Here is a 21,162-nt window from a genome sequence, read left to right as displayed (position 1 = left end):
CATGGACGACGAGGAAGTGTATGTCGAGCCGGTCAGCCTGCCACTGACACGCCCCCCGATGAAATGGGGCGTGCGCTATGAAGTTTTTGCACTGAATGGCATCTTGGCGGTGATCGGTTTTATCGCCACGAGCAGCTTCATGCTCGGCCTTGGCGTGTTCGGCGTGGTGCATCTGGTTAGCGCATATCTGTGCCAGCGCGACCCCTACATGTTTCATATTTTTGAACGGCGCGTTTCCAAACGCGGAGCGGTGGCGAACCTTACTTTTTGGGGCGCGAGGAGCTATTCGCCATGAGCCTTGATGCCGACCTGAAATTTGGCCGTGAGCGCCGCCGCGAGAAGCCAGCGGCGATGCACATCCCCTACCTTCGCCATGTCGATGACAATCTGATCGTAACGAAGAGCGGCTTTCTTGTCGGCGTCATCCAGCTCAGTGGCCTGCCGTTCCAGACGATGGACCAGGCCGAGTTGAACAGCCGCATGTTCAACCGCAACACGACGTTCCGCAATCACTCGACCTCTCGCTTTGCGGTCTACACGACGATCATCCGCCGCCACGTGATACCTGAGATCGAAGGCGACTTTGACAATCCTTTCGTGGCCGAGCTCGACGCCCGCTACATGGATGAGCTTGCGGCGAAAAACCTTTTCGTCAACGAGGCGTATCTGGCGGTCATACGCCGACCGATGGTCGGCCGCGTCGGCTGGGTGGACAAGGCGCTCAATGCGTTTCGCATAAGTACGGCGGGCGAAGAGACCCGCGAAGAGGCGATGGCCGAATTGCGTGACGTTCTCGACGGCGTCGTCAAGGATTTCACGGCTTATGGTGCGCGGCTTCTCGGCGTCGTGAAACGCCGCGACAGCTTCTTTTCCGAGCCCGCGGAATTTTTGGCCAAGATCCTCGCCGGCGGCGTCGACCTGGAAATGCCTTTGCCGCGCATGAGCCTTGGCGATGTGCTGGCGACGCGGCAGCTGTTTTTTGGCAAGTCCGCGCTGGAACTTCGCGGACCGGACGCTGGCAAGCTCGGCGCCATGGTGTCGATCAAGGAATACCCACCGTTCACCGCTCCGGGCTCATTGGATGGTCTCTTGCGCCTGCCACATGAGTTTGTTCTGACCCAGAGTTTTGCGATCGAAGACCGTGTAACCGCGATGCGCAGGATCAACACCATCGCGAACCAGGTTGAGGGCTCAGACGAGGCGGGCACGACGGTCGAGGAGTCCGTCCACGACGGGGCCGACAAGCTGGCCGGCGGCGAAGTCGTCTTCGGACAACATCACATGAGCGTCATGGCCTTGGCACCGGACATGAGCGGGCTCAACCGTGCGCTATCCGACATCACGGCTGAGCTTTCGCGCATGTCGATCGTGCCAGTTCGCGAGACACTGAACACGGAACTGGCCTTTTGGGCGCAGTTGCCGGGAAATTTCAGCTACATCGCGCGACGTGCGTTGATCTCGTCGCTAAATTTCGCGGGCCTTTTTTCAGGACACAATTTCCCGTCCGGCCAACGTGAACGGCTGCATTGGAAACGGCCAATCGCTTTGCTCGAAACGACCAGCCAGACGGCGTACTATTTCAATTTCCACGTTCACGATGTCGGACACTTCACGGTGTTCGGACCGACGGGCTCGGGAAAGACCGTGGTGCTGTCGTTCCTGATGGCGCAGGCCATGCGCATCATGCCAAGGCCGCGATGTGTGTATTTCGATTATATGCGCGGCGCTGAAATTTTCGTTCGGGCGCTCGGCGGTCGATATGAGGTGATGGAGCCTTCTCAGCCGACCGGGTTCGCGCCATTGCAGATCGAGGACACGGCAGAAAACCGGTCCTTCCTGCAAGATTTGCTCATCTACATTCTAACGCCGGAAGGCGGCGCGCTTGATGTGGCGGAGATGCGCGTGATCAACGCCGCCGTCGACATGATCTACAAGATCCCGCGCGAACAGCGGACCTTCGACCTGCTGCCGGAAGTGCTGCGCGGCTCGCTCATGCCCGGCATGAACGATCTGGCCGCGCGGATACAGCCCTGGCTCGATCCGAAGGACAAGGGCTGGCTTTTCAACAATCCCGTCGATCTCATCGATTTCTCGAAGCCCGTTGTCGGGTTCGACATGACGAAGATCCTAGGCGACCGAAAGCTGCGCTCGGCGGCGTTGCTCTATATCTTTCATCGTCTTGAGGACGTCATCGACGGCTCGCCGATCATGCTCTTCCTCGATGAAGGCTGGAAGCTGTTGGATGACGAGGTTTTCGCTGCCTTCATCAATGAGACGCTGAAGACCATTCGTCGCCGGAACGGCGTGGTCGGCTTCGGCACGCAGACGGCGGAAGACGTCGTCAATTCCTCAATCTCGTCGTCGCTGATCGAGCAAACGAAGACCAACATTTTCTTCCCCAACCCGAAGGCGAGCAAGGACTCCTACATCGAGCGCTTCTCGTTGACGGCGAAGGAATTCGAGTTCGTGCGCCGAACCGCCAAGGAAACACGCACCTTCCTCGTCAAGCACGACAGCGACTCGATCGTCGCCAAACTCGATTTGTCGGCGATGCCCGATCTCATCAAGGTCTTGTCCTCGAGCGAAGCCAACAGCAAGGAATGCGCACGGCTCCGGGAAACCTTCGGCGACGAGCCGGAGATGTGGCTGCCATACTTCTGCGGATGGGAGAACGAGCATGACGAAGCGGCTTAGCAGCGCTTGTCTGGCCGTGGCTCTCGCGACGGCGGAAAGCATGAGCGTGGCTATCGCTCAGATCGCGGTGATCGACGGGCCGAACCTCGACAAGCGGCAAGAGGACGAGCAGCACAGCACGAAGTCGGATGAGGCCAAGAAGGACGAAACCGACAGGAAGAAAAGCGTCATCTGCACCTATTCGAACAAATACCGCTCACAGATGTTTCGCCGGTCGCCGGCGGACGCGTTGCAGCGCGACGCCGGCAACGTAAAGCTAATCCGCTATTATGCGCAAAAGTACGGCGTGCCCGAAGGCCTGGCGCTTTCCGTCGCCTATCAGGAATCGCGCTTCGACACATGCGCCGGGAGCCACACCGGCGTCAAAGGCGTCATGCAGCTGACCAAGGGCACCGGCAAGTCCCTGGGACTGGACCGCGACGTGAACGAGCAGAATGTCGAAGGCGGTGTCAAATACCTCGGAATGGGCGTCAAGCAATGCGGGGCGACGAATTACAGCTGTCTCGCCTCCTTTTACAACGGATCGAACGCTGGGGAGCAAAACCAGTGGGCCGGCGGTGTCGGCCGCTGGAACAGCTACTTCAACGACTATGTGTCGAGCGGCAAGGCTCCGGCCGCCGCGCCGCCGCCATTCTCGATCGTAACGGCCGACGGCGCAGGCGCCACGGCCCAAGACGCGGCCATGGGCACGGTGAGGAAGGCGGCTGGCGGCCTCGATGCAAGCTCATCGCAGATGGGCGCCAACAATGCTGCAATCGACGCGCTGGCGGGCAGTGTTGGCCAAGTGACCGAATACAAGGACGCTTGGGAGCTGAACTCGTCCGCTCGTGGGATCAATGCCGATGTCACCAACCAGTACCTCGCCCAGGCGGGGGATTTTACGGCCTTGCTGGCCCAACTTCTATCGTTGCAGAACGTTCAGGCATCGCAGTCGTCCAAGCTGGTGCAACAGCCGAAGAGTGGCTCTCCAAACCCGTTCTCTTGTGATCCCGCGGAATTGGAGCGGTTGGGGATCGATCGCGGCCGGTGGCTACCATGCGCACTGGAGAACGCGGGGGCAAGCTCGGCCGACAGTCGCTCGATGATCATCACCAGTGATCCTGCCGGCGCTGCCAGCGTGATCAATTCTCTACAGCAATAGGAGGCTGACATGAAGAAATTCGCGATTGCCGCCAGTCTGGCGCTTTGGGCAAGCACGGCCCTTGCACAGATTGCCGTCATTGATGGCGCCAATCTCGATGTCGCCCGTAAAAACGCGGACAACACCAACTCCATCATGGACTCCAACAAGGATATCCTGAAAAAGAGCGAGGAGATCCTGCAGGCTCTCAGCGGCAGCCGTGACGGTTCGCTTGGCATCGGACAAATGGGCCTCGGCGGCAACATGTCGATTGCCCAGGCGCCGTCGTTCGGATCGATCCTGAATGGCGGTGCGCTTTCGTTTGGTGGCCTGTCGCCCGAAATTCAGAAAATCGCCGGCGCCGTCATCAACGGGCTGCAGCTGGTGAAGCAGCTCCAGCAGATTGCCGACAAGGAGACAAGCGCCGTCAACACAGCCTATGGCGGCAGCGTCAACGTGGCCTCGCTGCTAAGCGCATTGACCTCGCAGGCCTCGCAGGGCGTTACCCAGCGCCAACAGTCTCTGCAGTCCGCGAGCGGGCAGATCGGGCAGTCGCAGGACGTCAAGGGTTCGGTGGACCAGAACACACGAATGCAGCTGGAAAACGCGCGCGCGGTCAACGAATTGATCGGCGTCCAGAACGGTGCGGTCGCGGCCCTGAATGAGAAGCTGAAGGGAGATCTTCTTCGCCAGAGCCAGGTGCAGAAGATGATGACGCCACGCAACGTCAATCCGTTCGCGGACTTTGGCAAGAGCGGAGGTTAGCACTTGTCGAGGCGTGTGGTCCGCATATGCCTTGTGGTTGGGCTCAGCGCAGGGCTTTTCGGTTGCGCAAAACGTGAACTGAAAGCGCCGTGCGGGCCTTTGGCGTATGCCCACGCCGACGACTGCGGCGCGCTGAAGCCGGTCAATTCAACGCCTTTCGCCAGCATCATTGACGAGGATCCATGAACGGTCTTGCCGCAAGCATCCTCGGTGGCATTGACAACATCGGCGAGGACTTCGTTCGCACCGTCTATATGCAGTTGGGCAATGCGATGGGCAACGTCTTCACCCTGATGCTGACCCTTTATATCGTGTGGTGGGGCTATTTGATCCTGAGCGGACGAGAGTCGATTTCGCCAATCGAAGCGGCCTATCGCCTCGGTCGCGCCGTCATCATCTATCTGCTGCTGACCGGATGGGGCACATTTTCCGCGACTATCTATCAGCTCGTGCAAAGCATTCCAGACGAGGTCGGTAAGGTGATCGTCGGCGCCGTGTCGCGGGCCACCGGCAATCAACTTAGCGACCAGGCGGCAATTCCAGCGCTGATCGACAATCTCTACCAAGGGGCCCAGGACGTCGCCAATCAGGTCTACAGCGGTTCCTTCTATGACATTTTTGGTGCGCTCTTGTCGCTGCTCGTCCTGCTGTCTGCCATCATCTTCGCAGCGCTTGCCATTGCCGCGTTCATCGCCGCCAAGGTAATGTTGTTCATCACGCTGGCCTTGGCGCCGATATGGATCATTCTTTGGCTTTACCGCTGGTCCTCGCGCATGAGCGAAGGCTTCCTTTCGCTCACCACCTTCCTGATGATCCAGCAAATCCTGATCTACGGATTTCTCGGCTTCTACTTCTCGCTCGTCAATGCGGCGCTGAACACCGCCACGTCCGGTGGAGCAACCATGGACAGCAAGATGTCGTTGGTGCTGCCACTGGTGCTGGTGACGATCATCGGGATCTACGTTCTCATGCAGATACCCTCGATTGCTTCGATCCTGAACGGCGGCGGGTATCTCAGCGCCGTGGGAGCTCGTTACTCCTATGGGACCTTCGGCAGGAATGCCGTGCGCTACTCCGGTGCACGATGGGCGGCGGGCCGCGCCGCTCGGGGCGCCCGGCAGCTCGCGACAAACAGTTTTCGATCTTCGCGAGCAGCCAGGGCGGATGCCGCAACCCGGTCCGCCATCCAGCAAGGTGCGCGCGATAACTCCAGGCCTCTGGCCTAGAACACTCACCGATCACCGATCGCGGCCCTGGATCAGGATGCGTCGCGCAACGAGGCAGGAGTAAAGTGTCAACTCCATTGGAAGAAGTCACTGAAAGCGGCGAGCTCGTCGACAAGCGCTATTACAAAGCGGGCGCGACCTGGGAAGACGACACGCACAGGTCAATGCGCCGATCGCGTACATTGGCCTGGATCGTCAGCGGCATTTCGGGACTGGTTGCGGTGCTGTCGCTGCTGGCGCTCGTGCTGATACTGCCGCTCCGGCAGTTCGAACCATATGTTGTCGAGGTCGACAAATCGACGGGCTACCTCGAGATCATGCGCGCGCTGAAGCCTGGAGATTTGTCGCAGAACGAGGCCGTCACGGCGGCCAATCTGGTGCGATACATCAGAGCCCGCGAAACTTACGATTCGCGTGAGCTGAAACAGAATTACGACCTGGCGCAGCTCTACTCCACCGACGCGGCGTCCAAGCATTTGACGTGGCTTTATACGCCTGCAAATCCACAATCGCTGGACAAGATTTTTGGCCGCAATGTCACTGTCTCGGTCGAGATCAAGTCCGTTTCACTGCTCAATCGCAACACAGCCTCGGTGCGCTTTGCCACGACGACGCGGCGGGACAATTCGTCCACCGCCGACAATTGGGTGGCGGTGATAAAGTTCCGCTACACCTCAACGCCGCTCAAGAACGAATGGCGTTTCGACAACCCGTTGGGATTTCAGGTTACGGACTACCGCCGCGACCAGGAATCCGCGCCGGCCGCGGGGAGCCTGCAATGAGACGGCGCGCGGGCCTCGTCCTTTCGGCCGCCCTTCTGCTCGGTGCGATCCACGGCGCGGCCGCACGCGACAGCCGCATCCGATATGTCACCTTCAACAACGACGACGTGACGTCGGTGCGCGCCGCTCTTGGGATTTCCACGATGGTCGAACTCAGTCCGACAGAAGTCATCGAAACCGTTTCCGCTGGCGACACGAAAGGCTGGTCGATCATCCCCAAACGCGGATCGCGATTTCTGTTCGTCAAGCCGCTGGAGCGCGATGCGTGGACCAACGTCAACGTGGTTACCAACCGGCGCGTCTATTCCTTGCTGCTGCAGGCAACCGACAATAGCCGTGACCGGGCATCCTTCCAGGTCCGGTTCAAATACCCGGACGAGGATATCAACGCGCGCCTGCTCTCACAGGCCAAAGAGAGCGCCGCCGATCCGGATTTGAAGGACCTGAACTATGCCGACCTCAACTACGACTATGCCTACAAGGGCGACGACAGCCTGAAGCCGCGCACCGTATTCGACGACGGGACCAAGGTGTTTCTGGAGTTCAAGGGTGACATTCCGGCGATTTTCGTTGTCGACGACAAGCGCCATGAGTCGCTGGTCAACGTTCGCACGCAGGGCAAATACACCGTCATCGACAAGGTCGCGCGGCAATTCACCTTGCGCGCCGATGGCAAGACGCTTTGCCTCTACAACCGGACGCGACCCAACGAAATCGATCCGGTCGAGCGGGTCTACGGTCCAACGAAACTGACAGGCGGTTCCACCCTGTTCGGATCCAGCGGAGGCGATGATGACCCAGATCGACTATAACCAGTTGGACGGCAGCCCGACGGTCGCGCGCCGCGGTGCGGGCGTCGGTACCAGGATCGCCCTGGTGGGCCTCGGCGTGGTGCTGGTTGGCGCGCTGATATGGCTGAACTGGCCTCAAGAGCCGGTATCGCGCGATGTTCGCAGCAATGGCGAGGAAAACTTCAACCCGCCCGAGTTCCGCCCGCCGGCGTTGAACGAACCGCCGCAACCTGCCGACGGCACGATCGACCAGATCGTGGTGCCGCCACCGGCCGCCGACCAGAACGGCACGCAACAAGCCGATAATGTTGATCAGACCGTGCAGGAGGGCGCGGATCTCGATGCGCAGCGGCGCGCGCTGGAGGCGCAAATGGCGGCCGAGGAAGCTCGCCGCAAGGCCGAGGCGGAAGAAGCCCGCCGCAAGGCAGCGGCTGAGGACCAGGCTCGCCGTAAGGCAGAGGCCGCCGAGCATGAAAAAGCGGTGTGGGAACGCCTGCGGTCGAATCAGATGGTGACGAATGATCAAACCGGCTCGACAGATGCCGGCGCCCAGGCGACGCAAGTCGAAATCGCGCCGGACGGTCAGATCGTACCGGTGCCCGGCGCGGACAGCGATCCCAACAAGGCATTTCTGGCGCAGTCTGACGCAAGCTCTTCCGGCATCGTCAAAGCCAGGGCCTTCCGACGAACCGACGCGTTGATCCCTGAAGGAACGATCATTGGCGGCTATTTGGAAACCGCGATCAACACGGACCTTCCCGGCGCCGTGCGCGCGGTCGTGCGTGAGGATGTCTTCTCGCTCGACGGCAGGCGGATCCTCATTCCGAAGGGCTCGCGCCTGGCCGGAGAATACCGCTCGGGGCTTGCGCGCGGTCAAAAGCGTGTTTTGATCGTCTGGAGCAGGGTCATCCGCCCGGACGGCATTTCCGTCGATATCAAATCGCCCGGCGCCGACGCGCTCGGCCGCGGCGGCATGGGCGGCCGTGTCGATACGCACTGGGTTGAACGCTACGGCAACGCCATCATGCTTTCGGTCGTCGGCGGCGTCTCTGAATATCTGTCCTCGCTTGGCGATAGCGGGCAAGATGGCCAACAGCGCCAGGTGTCGACGATCGATCCCGTGACCGGTGAGACCACGACCGTGACCTATGGCGGCAATGGCTCGCAGCGCGACGCCCGCGGCATCGCCTTCGACAAGTCATCGACCGCCCTGCAGCAACTCGCGCAAGAGGCGTTTCGCGACACGCAGAACATTGGCCCGACAGTCTACGTCGACCAGGGTACATCCATTGTCGTGCTGGTGCGGCGAGATCTCGATTTCTCGGATTTGTACGCCGATCCCATTCAGGAGGAAGTAGTGCGCCTAAAGGCCGGTGGGCCGCCGAAGACGGCGATCGATCCGACGCCTCTCTACGCGACGCCAAAGGATCATTTTTATCGCGGCTATGGGAGCCCGGTGAAATGAATGCCGTCCATCCCCTCCCCGACCCTTGGGCGAGAGCCCCGGTCCTGCGGGCTCATCTGGAGCCAATATGGTCCTATTTGAACGAAGATTCCGTTTCCGAGATTGCAATCAACAGGCCGGGTGAATTGTTCATCGAACGCCTCGGCGCAAAAGCAATGGAGCACGTCGTCAAGCGCGAGGTCACGCCCGGCTGGATTAGGCATATCTCGACCGGCGTCGCCTCGGCGACAAATCAGGTCATCAACGAAGAGAAGCCGGTCCTGTCGGCTGCTCTACCCTCGGGTGAGCGCATCCAATGCGTCTTGCCGCCCGCGGCTCCCGAGGGCGGGGCGATTTCGATCCGCAAGCAGGTCATCATGGATATGAGCCTTGATGCCTACAAGGATCTCGGCGCATTCGAGAACACGGCGATGGGCAGTGGACTGGCGCTGTCAACCGAGGAAAAGCGACTTGTCGAAATGCTGCACGACACATCGCCGATGGAGTTCCTGCAGTATGCAGTGCGCAACCGCGTCTCGATCGTCGTTTCAGGCGGTACGTCGACCGGCAAGACGACGTTCTTGAATGCACTCTTGAAGGAGATCCCGGCTCATGAACGGATCATCACCATCGAAGACACCCGCGAACTGAGGCTGCCGGCTCCCAACAACATCACCCTGATAGCCTCGAAGGGCGACCAGGGCCTTGCCAAGGTTTCCGCGCAACAGCTGCTCGAGGCTTCGCTTCGAATGCGACCCGACCGTCTGCTGTTGGGCGAGTTACGCGGCTCTGAAACCTTCGCGTTTCTCCAGGCGATCAACACCGGCCATCCTGGTTCGCTCACCACCGTTCATGCCAATTCCGCCCGGTCCGCCTATGAGCGGCTGGCGCTGATGGTCATGCAGGGCAGCTCGGGCCTCTCACGAAGCGAAATCCTCGACTACCTGCGGGAGGTCATTCCGGTGGTCGTCCAGATGGTCCGCACCGAAGGCGGACGACGCGGCATCAGTGAGATCAAATTCACCAAGGCGGAGACAATCTAGCGGGGGCCCATCCATGCAGAAAGTCGCAACTGCAATTTTCATGGTGCTCATGGCGATGGCCCTGGGCGCCCTGGTCTTCACCGTCGTCTATGCCGCGACAGATTGGTTCAGGACTGGCTCCCGGGTCCTGTTCGACCAGTTGAACGCCAATCCCTTGCCCGTCGTTCGTCTGGCCTGGGCAGATACGATAGCGGGGAATGTTAGCCGGGTACAATACGCCGTCGCCGCAGGGGCATTAGGGTTTCTTGCGCCGCTGGTCGGCCTGTTTCTCATGCGCCCGAAAAAGCGCAACGACTCTCGCTTCATGACGATGAGCGACGTATCAAAAACCGGCCTGACGAAAGTTGGCGGCGTCTTCGTCGGTCGAGCCGGCGGCAGGCTGGCCGAAATTCTGTCGCCCGGCCGCGATCAGCGCTCCGGCAAGATCCGCTTGACCCAGCGCAAGCTGATCGGCGGCAAGAAATTGTGGATTGATGGCGATGATGTCGGCGGTTTCGTCATAGGACCGCCGCGCTCCGGTAAAGGCACGTCTCTCATCATCCCGAACGCCTTGACCTGGCCGCATTCGCTCGTGGTTCTCGACCTGCGGGGCGAGACCTATGCGGCGACTGCCGGTTACCGTTCAACCATCAGCCGCGTGGTGCGTTTTGCGCCGGCTGATCAGGACGGCAATACCGCATGCTACAATCCGATGGACTTCATCTCGCTGGATTCGGCGCAGCGCGACATCGACCTTCGCAACATCGCTGCGGCGCTGTTTCCGCGACCGCCCTCAAATGCCGACCCTTATTGGGTGAACGACGCCCGTCTCCTTTTTACCGGCATAGCATCCTTCGTCATGGAATCGCCGACGATCCCAAACCAGAAAAAGACCTTTGCCACAATCCTCGAGATCATGAACGGTGCCGAGCAGCCGCTCCTGGAATTCATCGGCTCGCTGCGCGAGGAACGCCGCCGCGAATGTTCGCATTTCACATTGCAAACCCTGCTGCCCTATTTCGAGATGTCCGAGCGGCAGTTCTCCGGAATCTACGCCGGCGTGCGCACCGGCATGGCCCCCTTCCTCAACGAGCGCCTGATGCGAGCCACCTCGCGCAGCACGTTCGATATTCGCAGGCTCAAGCGGGACCGGATTTCCCTTTATCTGGACGTGCGGCGCGAGCAGATCACTTCGCTTGGACCGTTGTTCAACGTCCTGATCACGCAGATGATGAACTTCATGTCGGAAAGCCTGCCGCAGCCGGGCGAGCATCCGGTACTTGTGCTGCTCGACGAGTTCCAGAACCTCGGCAAGCTGGAGAACGTCACCGAAATGGCGAGCGTGCTCGGCGGCAACGGTGTTTCGATGTGGTTTTTCGTGCAGTCGCTGAAGGCTGTAGACGAGATTTATCGCCAGGAAGGGCGCAAGACGCTTATCAACGCGGCTCGCGTGCAGATCTTTTTCGGCGCGCAGGACGCTGACGATCTTCGCTACGTTTCCGAGCAGCTCGGCGAAACGTCGGACGTGCAAAAGGACGTCACGCGCACCAAGGCGACGTTGTTCGACACTTATTACACGCGCTCGGTCCACCGCAAGGAAGTGCGGCGGCCCCTCATGCGGCCGGATGAAATCCGCACGCTCGACAAGAACAAGGTCATCATATTGCCGCGCGGCGAACTGCCGATTCTCGGCACGCGCAATTTCTATTTCGCCGACGGCCAGCTAGTCAAACGCGCGTTCATGCCCCCTGCCCGCCTCGACCGACGTTTCGCGCGCGAAAAACTCTGCATTGGACTCTTCTGCGGCGGTGCCATCTCCTGCGCTCCCGACGATTGTGCCGACAGCACCCGCGTACCGCTCAGGCCTCTTGCAGACCCGCCTGCGGCGCGGCGCGACATTTGCCGCAAAAGCAGGCCGAATAACTCCGCCGCCGGGCCGACGCGCAAGCGTAAGAGAACGGCTGAAAGCAACCGATGCTGCAGCCATACCAGCTTATGCCGTTATAGATTTTTCCGCTTTGGCCGCCAAAGCCGTGACAACACGCATAGCGCCCGACAAAGAAGCGGCGGTTGCGGCGATCCTGAACAAGGTGCGGTCCCTGCGCGCCAACGCATCCGACACCGAGACTTTCGATCGAAATCTGAGCATCGTCGAAGATGCTTTGCCTGATCTAGTCGATTAGCCGAGCCGATCTACGGCGATCGCTAACAACAAGCCTCCAGCCCAACCGCGACAGCCGCATTTTTGATGCGCCAGCCGCCACGTAAAGCGGTGCCAGAGATACCTCCGCCCCCGGGACTTGACCCCTCGCTCCCGCTCCTCGTCGCGAGGCAGTTGTTCAGGAGATTCTTTCAGGTTCGCCAAAGCAGGAGCCGCAGCCCTGCAAAACCAAAGGCGGCGGCTAAAACAACTTCAATGCCTCGCCGCGCCCGACGGTACATCCTGACCATGGGCTGCGTGGAAAACACGACGGCATACCCCGCAAAATATTGTAACGCTGAGCACCGCACATCCTGCAAGGATGACGATGACATCCGTAGGCGAGGCGTCCGGCCCAAGGCCTAGCGTCACCAGTGCAATCCAGGCGAGAATCGATTTCGGATTGCTGAGGTGCATCAGCAAACCGCGCCTGTAGAGACCGAGCCCTGAGATCGGCCGGCGTGCTGTACTAGGCGTGGCATCATGCTGGTCCGGTGTCAGAGCACCCCTTCCTGCCTTGAAAGCTAAATAGAGCAGATAACAGCCTCCGAGAATCTTTAGAATGACGAGCGCCTGGGCGTAGCTTGCCAAAAGCGCGGAGATGCCTGTCGCCGCCATGATGCCCCAAAAAATCGATCCGGTGACGACGCCGGCTGACAAAGCAAGGGCTGCTTGGCGCCCTTGCTGCATTGCCGTTCCCATGATCCGCATTGTGCTGGGACCCGGGCTCCCCGCTGCAACGACGTAGGCCATATAGACAATTAGCAGGTGATTCAGATGGTTGAGCATCTTGGATCTTTCGCCGGTCTCTCACGCCTGATTCATTTTGGGGACTACGCCCCCAGACGTCGCACTGAGAGCCTGCATCAGGTCGTCAATGATGTCCTGAGGGTGCTCGAGCCCCACGGACATTCGCAGCAATCCGCCTGGCGCTTTGGACTTCGCACCCTCGACGGATGCGCGATGCTCGATCAGGGAGTGCGTCCCTCCAAGGCTTGTCGCACGGACAACAAGGTTGAGGCGGGCAGCCACCGCCATCGCGGCATTGGTTCCACCTTCGACGACAAAGGAAAGCATCGCTCCGTAACCGCTCATCTGCCGCGTAGCCAGCTCGTGTCCCGGATCATCTTGCAGGCCTGGAAAGAGCACTTTCTCGACGCGGGGATGGGACGCCAGGGCCTCCACAACCTTCTCGGCGCCTTCGCAATGAGCGCGCATGCGGATCGGCAAGGTCTGCAGCCCTCGCAGTGCCAACCAACAGTCGAAGGGTGCCGCGACGCTGCCCTTGTGTTTCTGGACCATCCGTAGCGGCCGTCCGAGAGGCGATGAATGCGGCACGACAACGACGCCCGCCATCAGATCCGAGTGGCCGCCAATGTACTTTGTTGCCGAGTGCATGACCGCGTCCGCCCCAAGTTCAAGCGGGCGCTGAAGCACGGGCGTGGCCCACGTGTTGTCCACCACCGCCAAGGCACCTGCCTCGTGCGCGATTTTGCAGATGGCCGAAATGTCGACAACGCGGATCATCGGGTTAGACGGCGTCTCGACCCAAACGAGGCCAGTCCGCTTTGAGGTGACCGCATCGCGCACCGCATCCAGATCCCGCATATCGACCGCGGCGAAGTCGAAGCGAGGGCCGATATCGGTTTCGTCCATCAGCGAGCGGATGCCAAAATACATATCATCAGGAAGCACGATCCGTCCCGTCGAGGGATGGCTCTCAAAGACCGCAGCGATTGCAGCCATACCCGACGCAAAGGCGATGCCTTCGTATCCTCCCTCGAGCGCGGCCATCGCCGACTCGAATGCATTACGTGTCGGGTTTGCATCACGCGTATACTCGAACCCAAACGGAAACGAACCGTCGGCACCGCGCTCGAAGGTCGTGCTGGTATGAAGCGGTATTGAAACCGCGCCCGTGGATGGATCGACAGCTCGACCGCTGTGGATTGCCTTCGTTTCAAAGCGCACTGGCCAATTCCTGTTTAAGGCGCGGTTGCAATTTTGCGCCGGTCATTATAGTGACCGTAGCCGATGCGAGAGGCCAAGTCAATATAATGACCGACATCCCGGGACCTTTAGAGACCGAGCAGGAGCTTGGCCAGGCGATTGCGATCCGGATCCGGGATCTTAGGCGCGACCAAAACCTGACCCTTGATCGACTGGCCAAACTGACTGGCCTGTCCAAAGGGACGGTTGTCGCACTTGAGCAGGGTAAGGCAAACCCGAGTATCGGCATCCTTTGCCGTTTGGCGGCAGCGTTTTCACTATCTGTCGCCGATTTGCTAAACGAGGCGCCTTCCACGGCCCCCGACCACCCGATCGAACGGAGCGTGTCTAGGACGCTTTGGACGAGCGCCAAAGGCAGCCGGGCACAGCTTCACACATCGACCTCGGGACGCACGATGTTCGAACTTTGGAGCTGGGTCCTCATGCCGGGTGATGTGTTTGCCGCGGATGCGCACAGTCCCGATACGCGCGAACTGGTCTCGGTTACCCAGGGCTCGCTCAAGGTCACGGTGGGCAGCCACGAGATCATTCTAAATGCAGGCGAGAGCGCGCGCCTCGTTACAGATCAACCTCACTCCTATGCCGCGGCATCTGACGTGCCCGCCCACTTCTCGATGGCGGTTCTTGAACGCGGCGGACAGCGGGCCCCCGCACCCTCTTCGCCGGCAGCGAAGTCGCCCCTGGCTGTCTCGCAAGACCTCGCTGACCACTGACAACAGCCCTAAAGCAGGAGATCCCCCTTTGTACGTTCCTCCGCATTTCGCCGTGCCCGATCAGAACGCCCTCTTTGATCTTATCGAAAAACACCCGTTTGGTATCCTGATCAACCACAGCAACGGCTCCCTCGACGCCAATCATATCCCCTTCGAGCTCGACCGCTCAAAGGGCGACAAGGGCGTCCTCAATTGCCATGTCGCCCGTAAAAACCCGGTCTGGACGGAGGTTGCCAATGGTGATGAAGTCCTCGTCGTCTTCCGAGCGGCCGACGCTTACATCTCGCCGAACTGGTATCCCAGCAAACACGAATTCCATAAGCAGGTGCCGACCTGGAACTATCTCGTTGCCCACGCCCATGGTCGCATTACTGTTCGGGACGACGAGCGCTATGTGCGCCGCAACGTCGCGAAGCTCACTCACATGCACGAGGCCAACCAGCCGGCCCCGTGGAAGATGGGCGACGCGCCGAAGGATTTCATTGACACGATGGCCAAGGCGATCGTCGCCCTGGAGATCGAGATCACCAGCCTGGTTGGAAAATTCAAGCTCAGTCAGAACAAAGAGCTGCGCGATATCCAGAACGCCGGGGAGACACTGACTGCTCAAGGCGCTGTTGAAGTGGGACAGGCGATGCTCGCGGCTGCGGCGGCCAAACCCCAATAGCAACTATCTTGTCCCGACAAAGCACAGGTGCTGGATTCCCAACGGGTGACCTTGAGCCGGAAACGGGACCAAGATCTGACACCCGCGATGGGGCAGGTAGCAGATTTCGATATCATGCCCGCAAACCGAGGCACGCACGAGTCTCGGCGACATTGTCCCTGCACTCTCCCGCGCCTTAACGGCCGGCAAGCGATCTGTGCTCAGCGCTCGTAATCGTTATCATTTGAGCGCTGGGTCTTGCGGTCCTGTTCTTCAGCCTGCTGAGCCTTCTGCTTGTTGGCGTCCTTCTGCTTGGCTCTCACCTTCTCCTGCCCGGTGCCTGTGCGCGGCTGCTCCGGCTCGCGGGGATTGTCCCGAGTTGGAAGGTCTCGTGCTCGCGCCTCGCGCTCGTGGATCGGCTCGCCACCCCCACCACCACGACGCTGCTGTTGCCGCTCGAATTGCAGCCGCGCCAGACGGTCGTGCATCTTGTCGTTCACCTCTTCACGATATTGTTCGAACTGTCCTTGATGCGCCGGCGGCAGCATCTCGCGCATGTTGTCGAGAGCCTGATTGACGCGGGCCATCTGACGCCGCATTTCCAAGGGGGTTTGCGCCATGTTCAAATCTCCTATCAGTGCATTCAATTCTCTCATACCGGGATGGGACAGGAAAGACTTCTGCCCCGATTGATCCGCTCCGCGACCCGCGGCAGGACCAGGCTCCCCTGTCCGATCGCGACGGAACCGCAGAAAATTGTTGCCGATCGACTCCGCTGCCGTGAGAGCCTGACCGACCACGCCCGCGGTCCGCATCGTCGTCACAGTCTTTTGCCATGCGGCAGCGATTGCATCGCCGTTCACGACAAGGGATTGTCCATCCAAACGGCGTTGCCGCTTGGCCTCCACCCGCTCGATCGTCCTGGCGCTGACCTGATAGCGCGGATCGCTCTGGGCGCGGCTATAAGCCCCGGCATGCTCCTTCGTGAACGGACGCGTCATCGCATGGTCCATGCGCCGCGTCGCCACCATCGCAATGCCGTTCTCGCGTGCTTTTTCCGCAAAGGTCTCGCGCCAGGCTGCGAGATCCGGCTTGTAGAATTTCAGGCGCTCGCCGTCGGCTGAACGTGCCTGCACCATTGCATGGATATGGACGTGCTTGGTGTCGTTGTGATGCGCCAGGACGAACTTGTATCCTGGCGCTCGCTCCTCGAGCACGCCGCGCGCCGCGGCCATGACGGCGTTGGCATCGGTGCCGGCTCTTGCCGAGAAAAGCAGGTGATAGGCATTGCGGCGTTCACGCCCCGAAAACTGCGGGCGCCATTGTTCGTACACCGCAGCCGCAGCCTTGGTGGAACTCTTCACCCCAGGCACGGGCTCGCCATTTGCGTGGCGGACGTGGCTGTTGGTGCGGATGAACTTCTGCAGGAAATATTTCGCTTTAGGTTCACGGCTCACGGCCGCCGTTACCTCTGCCTTGGCTACCAGCCCCGCCGCGCCCATTGCTTCGGACAAGCGCGCCTCGATCTTGTCGGGCGCCTTGCTGCGCGAATTTTCCCGACCGCCGGCCAGGACTTTCGCAAGCGGTGCTGCCCGCTCGTCGGTGTGTGCGTAGACCTGCACCGTCTGTCCGTCCTGCGCATAGATGAACGGTTTTGCACCAAAGGCCTTGTTCAGCGCCTCGCTCAAGGCGGCATCGGTGACCTCGCCGGCGAGGTCGAAACGAGCTTCGATAAAATTGGTATTTTCCAAGGGCGGTTCGAACGTTTCGCAAAACGTCTCCAGGAACGCCTTTCGTGCGGCACCTGTCGCAAGCACCTGCCCATCCTCGTCGAAAATCTCGATGTCGTGTTTCTCGCCTTTTTCGTCGTCGCGCTTACCGATGTAATTGAGCAGCCGGGCGGCGGCTTCCCTGGTCGACGGAGGATTGGGCATGACCTTAAACACGGCAGGCTGCGCACCCGCCGCATAGCCTGCCCGTGCCGCCACGGCGCGCGCCTGATAGCCCGCCCGCGCCGCTCGTCCTGTACCGCCAGAGCGACCAGCACCACGGCCGCCGCCGCCGCCGCGCCGCTTCCAGTCTTCCTCCTCCTCTTCCGGCCGGAAACCGGCGAGCGTGACGCCATAGACCATGATCGGCGCGCTAGTAGCCTTGGGCGAGCTCATAGCCGCGGCGGACTTCGGTGCCCTGCTGGACATGGAACTCCCCGCCGCCCCCAATCCTCCCGGCGAAGAACGAGGGGCGTTCCTGCCGCCACCTGCCGACGAGCCGGCTTGTCCTTGCCCGAGGCGTCCGCCGCCACCGGTCCGCTCATAACTCGTCATCGCCTGGAATTCACCGGCCTCGCGTCGGGCGCCCGTCAGAGATTTGTCCTCGTCCAGGTCCTCATGCTTCCCGCCGGACTCGCCCCGCAGATAGCGATCGATTTCGGCCGCGTAGCCAGCAAGACGACCGCTCATGGCCTGGCCTCCCTCGCCTTGCGGGGCCCGACGGTCATCGCCTTAAGTTCCTCGCGGAACTGCCGCACGAGGTTACCCACGGCGATCAGCGCCTGCTCAAGATCCTCATCATGGGCAACACGGCCGTCATTCATGGCGCGCACGGCCTGATTGAAATTGACGCCGACGCGCCGCAGCTGATCAGTCATCTCCACGATCGCCGGCCGCAACGCCTCTGACGCGATAGGCAGATGCCCGGCCTCTGCCCGCACAAGACGCCGCACGACTTCGCTGACGGCCACGCCGTCCCGCTCCGCAATGGCTTTGAGGCTGGCCAGCTCGTCAGCCGAAAACCGGATGTGCGTCACCTCGCCATAGCGTCGTGACGCACTCTTCACCGCGGCTTTCTGGGCGTCTGCATCCATCTCTCAAGCCCGCTTGCGGGCGCTAAGGCCCGCCAGGGCCGCGCCGCCTATTTTGTGTGTATCACAAAATAGGCTATCCTGCCAATAAGAAGCAGAAGCAGAAATGTTTGGGGGCGCGTCTTCTCACCAGCGCAGTTGTCGACGGCATAGCCCGACTGCAGCGTCGCAATGTCTCCATCGTGATTTGTTGTGATGTGGCGTTGAAGACTTGTTTCCATGTTAACATGGAAACATCAGGGCGGTCCGCACTCCGGTCAGCCCGGCAGCATGAAGATGGCAACCGCCGCGTTAGTGACTGCACCCTGAGCGAGCCCTTATCGATGCGCGCCTGGGTTGCCAAACCGGTCTGCCCCGTTGACTATGCCACCCATGTTTGGACTGTAATATTGGTGCATGTGTCCATGATGACTTGTTTCCATGTTTACATGGCCACAAGGAGCCCACGCCGGAAGGAGGCGCCCCATGATCATCTCCGCTGCGATCTCCAAGGGCGGCACTGGCAAATCAACGATGCTGCGCGCCCTCGCATCCGTCGCGCTGCATCGGGGCTATTCGGTCACTCTTGTCGACGGCGACCGGCGGCAGAACATGAACCGCTGGTTCCAGATGCTGGGTGAGGCTGGCAATCGTCCTGACAGGCTGCAACTGGTGAGCGCGATGACTCCGCAGGAAATCCTTGACGCCGCAGCCACTCACAACGGTGAGCGCTCCGTCGTCTTGATCGATACGGAAGGCACCACAAATGACAACCTCATGGCCGGGCTCTTCGCGGCCGATATTGTTGTCGTGCCGATCTATTTTGCCCTCGACGATGTCACCGCCGCCATCCAGATCACCGACCACTACATCCCGCTGGCGGTCGAGAGCCGGGGTAAACCGCTGCCTGCGATATTCGTGCTGACCAAGCAGACCATCATCGATGGCAGGGCGCGAGCCCTGACCGAACTGCGCGCCATCATCCAGACCAACGGCACGCCGATTGCAGAACACGTCCTGCACAATCGTGTTGCCTACCGCGATCTTCAGACCGGGCAGACCCTTTACAGCCATGGGGTGCCTGATGCGAAGGCGATTGCGGAGAGCGAAGGGGTCTTCGACGACCTTCTGCAAACCTTCATCGAAGCCACAAGGAACGCGGCATGAGTGAAGAAACCGCACCGAAACCCGGTCACGACAAGAAAGCCCGCATGATGAAGGCGATTTCCACGCAGCCGCCGGCACTGCCGAGCATGTTCATTTCATCGCCGAAGATCGAGGCGCAGAAGCTGGAGCCGAATGTCGGATCGGCGATGTCGCAGACGCCCGAGCCGGCATCGGGTGCAAGCCCTGACTTTCGCAAGCTGCTGCGGCAGGGTCAGAAAAAGGATCCGATAGCCGGCAAGAAGATTCGCGAGGAGGAGATGATCCGCTGCGGGTATTACCTGACGGCTGCGGAGCAGCGCCATTTCAAGCTGCTGGCGATCAGCAACGGCCACAGCATGACCGAACTGCTGCGAAAGGCTGTGCAGGATTATATCCGCATTCATAAGCACAAACTGCCGAAGGAATGACCGACGGTATGGAGCCGCTATCGCCTGTTGCGACAGGTGATGTTCGTGGCTCTTTGCTATGTGCGAAAAAAAGGGCCCGCGACGATACTTCGTCGCGGGCCCTGAGATGTTTGCCTACTTGGATTGGTTGAGGTATTTCAGCAGTTGACCAAGGAAGTCGTCCCGGTCCGGAAGCGCACTGGCTGCCGCTTTGTCGCCGACCAGCTTTGCCGCCAGTTTGGGCGACAACGGCATGAAGTCGTAGCCGTGTGAGATGGCTGCATGGCGAAGATCGTCAAGCGCTTCGAACGCGCGATCGTGGGTGCCAAGCCAGAGCGCGGGCTCGTCGGTTTCTTCGTGGGGGAACGCTTGCAGGAAGTAGGTCCGAAGCGGTGGGTCGTAGCCGATGACAGCGTCTGGATCCGAGCGGACCTGTCCGGGGACGGTGCCAGTGACAGCGATGGTGTAGCGGCTCATTGCAACCTCCTTTTGCCGGTGGGGAGCCGGCCCCTTGCGGGGCCGGCCACCGATGCCTCACTGGGGGTTGTTCCAGAGGATGACCTTCTTGTTTTCCTCGCCACCCGGGGCGGGAGCGAGATTGCCGAAGATGACGCCGATCTCGGGGGCTTCCAGCTTGACCGAGAGGTACTCCTCTCCCGAACGCTGGGAGATGCGGTGCCAGCCGGCTCCGATCTCGAAGCCCGTGCGCTTGTTGACGATCCGGTAGTCGGGGGCGTCCTCGCGCGACTTGTTGGTGTTCGGGATCAGGGTGATCGGGGCATTGACCCGGAGCGTGGCAAAGACGCCTTCCATCGAGCCGTCGGACTTGGTGGTGAGGTTTGCGATCGTGGTGGCCATGGTAGTTCTCCTTCGGTTGCATCGGGGCCATTCCCGATGGCGCCAAAGGAGAGGGCCGTCCTGCTGCGGTCATCTCGGCGAAAATTCTGGAAAATTCTATTTGCCGAAAACAGCGGGCAGGCCCTTCGCCTGTCCGCGGACAAAAACAGAAATCGAATTTTCCTGAATATTCGCCGAGTGTACCCCCAACGGGGGTTGACCGCACAAAGCGGGCGGTCGTCTACAAAGGCGACATGAAACGGGAATGGCCCCGATGCAACCGAAGGAGAACTACCATGGCCACCATCGCTAGATCGCCGGCGCAACGCTGCCGGATCGCAGGAACATGCTGCAGCCTCTCGGGTCATGTCGTCGGCATCGCCAACACATCGACCAGCAGCCCGGCGCGTGACCGCCTTGCATGTTCGGTATGGCTGCGGATTCCGACGTGAAGCCGGCCGCCATTCCGATCAAACACCGGCCACCATTCCGGTATGAAGCCGGCCACCATTCCAACCAA

Annotated in this window: 19 protein-coding genes and 1 pseudogene; 14 read left to right on the top strand and 6 right to left on the bottom strand. The window is 60.6% G+C overall.

What is annotated here, in order from left to right; genetic code table 11:
* Position 1 precedes the first annotated feature (1 nt).
* The 10 genes from NKI16_RS30280 to NKI16_RS30235 all read left to right on the top strand — a co-directional run bounded on the left by NKI16_RS30280 (position 2) and on the right by NKI16_RS30235 (position 12,014).
* A complete protein-coding gene (locus NKI16_RS30280; RefSeq protein ID WP_023720449.1) occupies positions 2 to 295 on the top strand; it encodes a VirB3 family type IV secretion system protein in 294 nt (97 codons plus the stop codon).
* Positions 292 to 2,694 (top strand): VirB4 family type IV secretion/conjugal transfer ATPase, encoded by a 2,403-nt coding sequence (locus NKI16_RS30275; RefSeq protein ID WP_352827199.1) that lies wholly within the window; start codon positions 292 to 294, stop codon positions 2,692 to 2,694. Before NKI16_RS30280 ends, NKI16_RS30275 begins: the two co-directional genes overlap by 4 nt.
* Complete coding sequence (locus tag NKI16_RS30270; protein ID WP_352924273.1) at positions 2,678 to 3,835, top strand: transglycosylase SLT domain-containing protein; 1,158 nt, start codon at positions 2,678 to 2,680, stop codon at positions 3,833 to 3,835. The genes NKI16_RS30275 and NKI16_RS30270 overlap by 17 nt, the downstream gene beginning before the upstream one ends.
* A gap of 9 nt (positions 3,836 to 3,844) precedes the next feature.
* Entirely contained in the window at positions 3,845 to 4,579 is a 735-nt protein-coding gene (locus NKI16_RS30265; RefSeq protein WP_352827204.1) for a type IV secretion system protein, read from the top strand.
* Between the two features lie 182 nt (positions 4,580 to 4,761).
* Positions 4,762 to 5,805 (top strand): TrbL/VirB6 family protein, encoded by a 1,044-nt coding sequence (locus NKI16_RS30260; RefSeq protein WP_352924271.1) that lies wholly within the window; start codon positions 4,762 to 4,764, stop codon positions 5,803 to 5,805.
* A gap of 65 nt (positions 5,806 to 5,870) precedes the next feature.
* Positions 5,871 to 6,587 carry a VirB8 family type IV secretion system protein gene (locus NKI16_RS30255; RefSeq protein WP_352827209.1) on the top strand — a complete coding sequence of 239 codons (717 nt, stop codon included), beginning with the start codon at positions 5,871 to 5,873 and terminating at the stop codon, positions 6,585 to 6,587.
* Positions 6,584 to 7,399 (top strand): TrbG/VirB9 family P-type conjugative transfer protein, encoded by an 816-nt coding sequence (locus NKI16_RS30250; protein ID WP_352904712.1) that lies wholly within the window; start codon positions 6,584 to 6,586, stop codon positions 7,397 to 7,399. Before NKI16_RS30255 ends, NKI16_RS30250 begins: the two co-directional genes overlap by 4 nt.
* The gene (gene virB10, locus NKI16_RS30245) at positions 7,380 to 8,843 is read left to right on the top strand and encodes a type IV secretion system protein VirB10 (protein WP_352904711.1); all 1,464 of its coding nucleotides are present in this window, start codon (positions 7,380 to 7,382) and stop codon (positions 8,841 to 8,843) included. The genes NKI16_RS30250 and virB10 overlap by 20 nt, the downstream gene beginning before the upstream one ends.
* Positions 8,840 to 9,865 (top strand): P-type DNA transfer ATPase VirB11, encoded by a 1,026-nt coding sequence (gene virB11 / locus NKI16_RS30240; protein WP_502897036.1) that lies wholly within the window; start codon positions 8,840 to 8,842, stop codon positions 9,863 to 9,865. Before virB10 ends, virB11 begins: the two co-directional genes overlap by 4 nt.
* 13 nt (positions 9,866 to 9,878) lie before the next feature.
* On the top strand, positions 9,879 to 12,014 hold the full coding sequence (locus NKI16_RS30235) for a type IV secretory system conjugative DNA transfer family protein (RefSeq protein WP_352924268.1): 2,136 nt from the start codon (positions 9,879 to 9,881) through the stop codon (positions 12,012 to 12,014).
* Positions 12,015 to 12,196: 182 nt separating this feature from the next.
* On the opposite strand, the pseudogene NKI16_RS30230 reads toward NKI16_RS30235, so the two are convergent.
* Both NKI16_RS30230 and NKI16_RS30225 read right to left on the bottom strand, forming a co-directional pair.
* Positions 12,197 to 12,833: pseudogene (locus tag NKI16_RS30230) on the bottom strand (LysE family translocator).
* Positions 12,834 to 12,854: 21 nt separating this feature from the next.
* Complete coding sequence (locus tag NKI16_RS30225; RefSeq protein ID WP_352924266.1) at positions 12,855 to 14,015, bottom strand: trans-sulfuration enzyme family protein; 1,161 nt, start codon at positions 14,013 to 14,015, stop codon at positions 12,855 to 12,857.
* An 86-nt stretch (positions 14,016 to 14,101) separates the two neighbouring features.
* On the opposite strand from NKI16_RS30225, the gene NKI16_RS30220 reads away from it, so the two are divergent.
* Together NKI16_RS30220 and NKI16_RS30215 are read left to right on the top strand one after the other, a co-directional pair.
* Complete coding sequence (locus tag NKI16_RS30220) at positions 14,102 to 14,767, top strand: helix-turn-helix domain-containing protein (protein WP_352623346.1); 666 nt, start codon at positions 14,102 to 14,104, stop codon at positions 14,765 to 14,767.
* A 28-nt stretch (positions 14,768 to 14,795) separates the two neighbouring features.
* Positions 14,796 to 15,434 carry an FMN-binding negative transcriptional regulator gene (locus NKI16_RS30215; RefSeq protein ID WP_352827229.1) on the top strand — a complete coding sequence of 213 codons (639 nt, stop codon included), beginning with the start codon at positions 14,796 to 14,798 and terminating at the stop codon, positions 15,432 to 15,434.
* A gap of 200 nt (positions 15,435 to 15,634) precedes the next feature.
* On the opposite strand, the gene NKI16_RS30210 is transcribed toward NKI16_RS30215, so the two are convergent.
* Together NKI16_RS30210 and NKI16_RS30205 are read right to left on the bottom strand one after the other, a co-directional pair.
* Complete coding sequence (locus NKI16_RS30210) at positions 15,635 to 17,872, bottom strand: relaxase/mobilization nuclease domain-containing protein (protein WP_352924264.1); 2,238 nt, start codon at positions 17,870 to 17,872, stop codon at positions 15,635 to 15,637.
* Positions 17,869 to 18,276: a hypothetical protein gene (locus NKI16_RS30205; protein ID WP_352904707.1), complete on the bottom strand. Its 408-nt coding sequence runs from the start codon at positions 18,274 to 18,276 to the stop codon at positions 17,869 to 17,871. The genes NKI16_RS30210 and NKI16_RS30205 overlap by 4 nt, the downstream gene beginning before the upstream one ends.
* Before the next feature lie 462 nt (positions 18,277 to 18,738).
* On the opposite strand from NKI16_RS30205, the gene NKI16_RS30200 reads away from it, so the two are divergent.
* Positions 18,739 to 19,419 carry a nucleotide-binding protein gene (locus NKI16_RS30200; RefSeq protein WP_352904706.1) on the top strand — a complete coding sequence of 227 codons (681 nt, stop codon included), beginning with the start codon at positions 18,739 to 18,741 and terminating at the stop codon, positions 19,417 to 19,419.
* Entirely contained in the window at positions 19,416 to 19,826 is a 411-nt protein-coding gene (locus tag NKI16_RS30195; protein ID WP_352827237.1) for a hypothetical protein, read from the top strand. The genes NKI16_RS30200 and NKI16_RS30195 overlap by 4 nt, the downstream gene beginning before the upstream one ends.
* Positions 19,827 to 19,940: 114 nt before the next feature.
* Here the strand turns inward: NKI16_RS30195 and NKI16_RS30190 are convergent, their stop codons facing one another.
* A complete protein-coding gene (locus tag NKI16_RS30190; protein WP_352827240.1) occupies positions 19,941 to 20,282 on the bottom strand; it encodes a hypothetical protein in 342 nt (113 codons plus the stop codon).
* Between the two features lie 57 nt (positions 20,283 to 20,339).
* On the bottom strand, positions 20,340 to 20,663 hold the full coding sequence (locus tag NKI16_RS30185) for a DUF736 domain-containing protein (RefSeq protein ID WP_006339490.1): 324 nt from the start codon (positions 20,661 to 20,663) through the stop codon (positions 20,340 to 20,342).
* Positions 20,664 to 21,162: the final 499 nt, after the last annotated feature.

Origin of the sequence: Mesorhizobium sp. M0698 (assembly GCF_040320455.1) — a bacterium.
Taxonomy (GTDB): Bacteria; Pseudomonadota; Alphaproteobacteria; order Rhizobiales; family Rhizobiaceae; genus Mesorhizobium.
The sequence above is the reverse complement of the archived record's forward strand: the minus strand, read 5'-3'. Positions and strand labels throughout refer to the sequence as shown.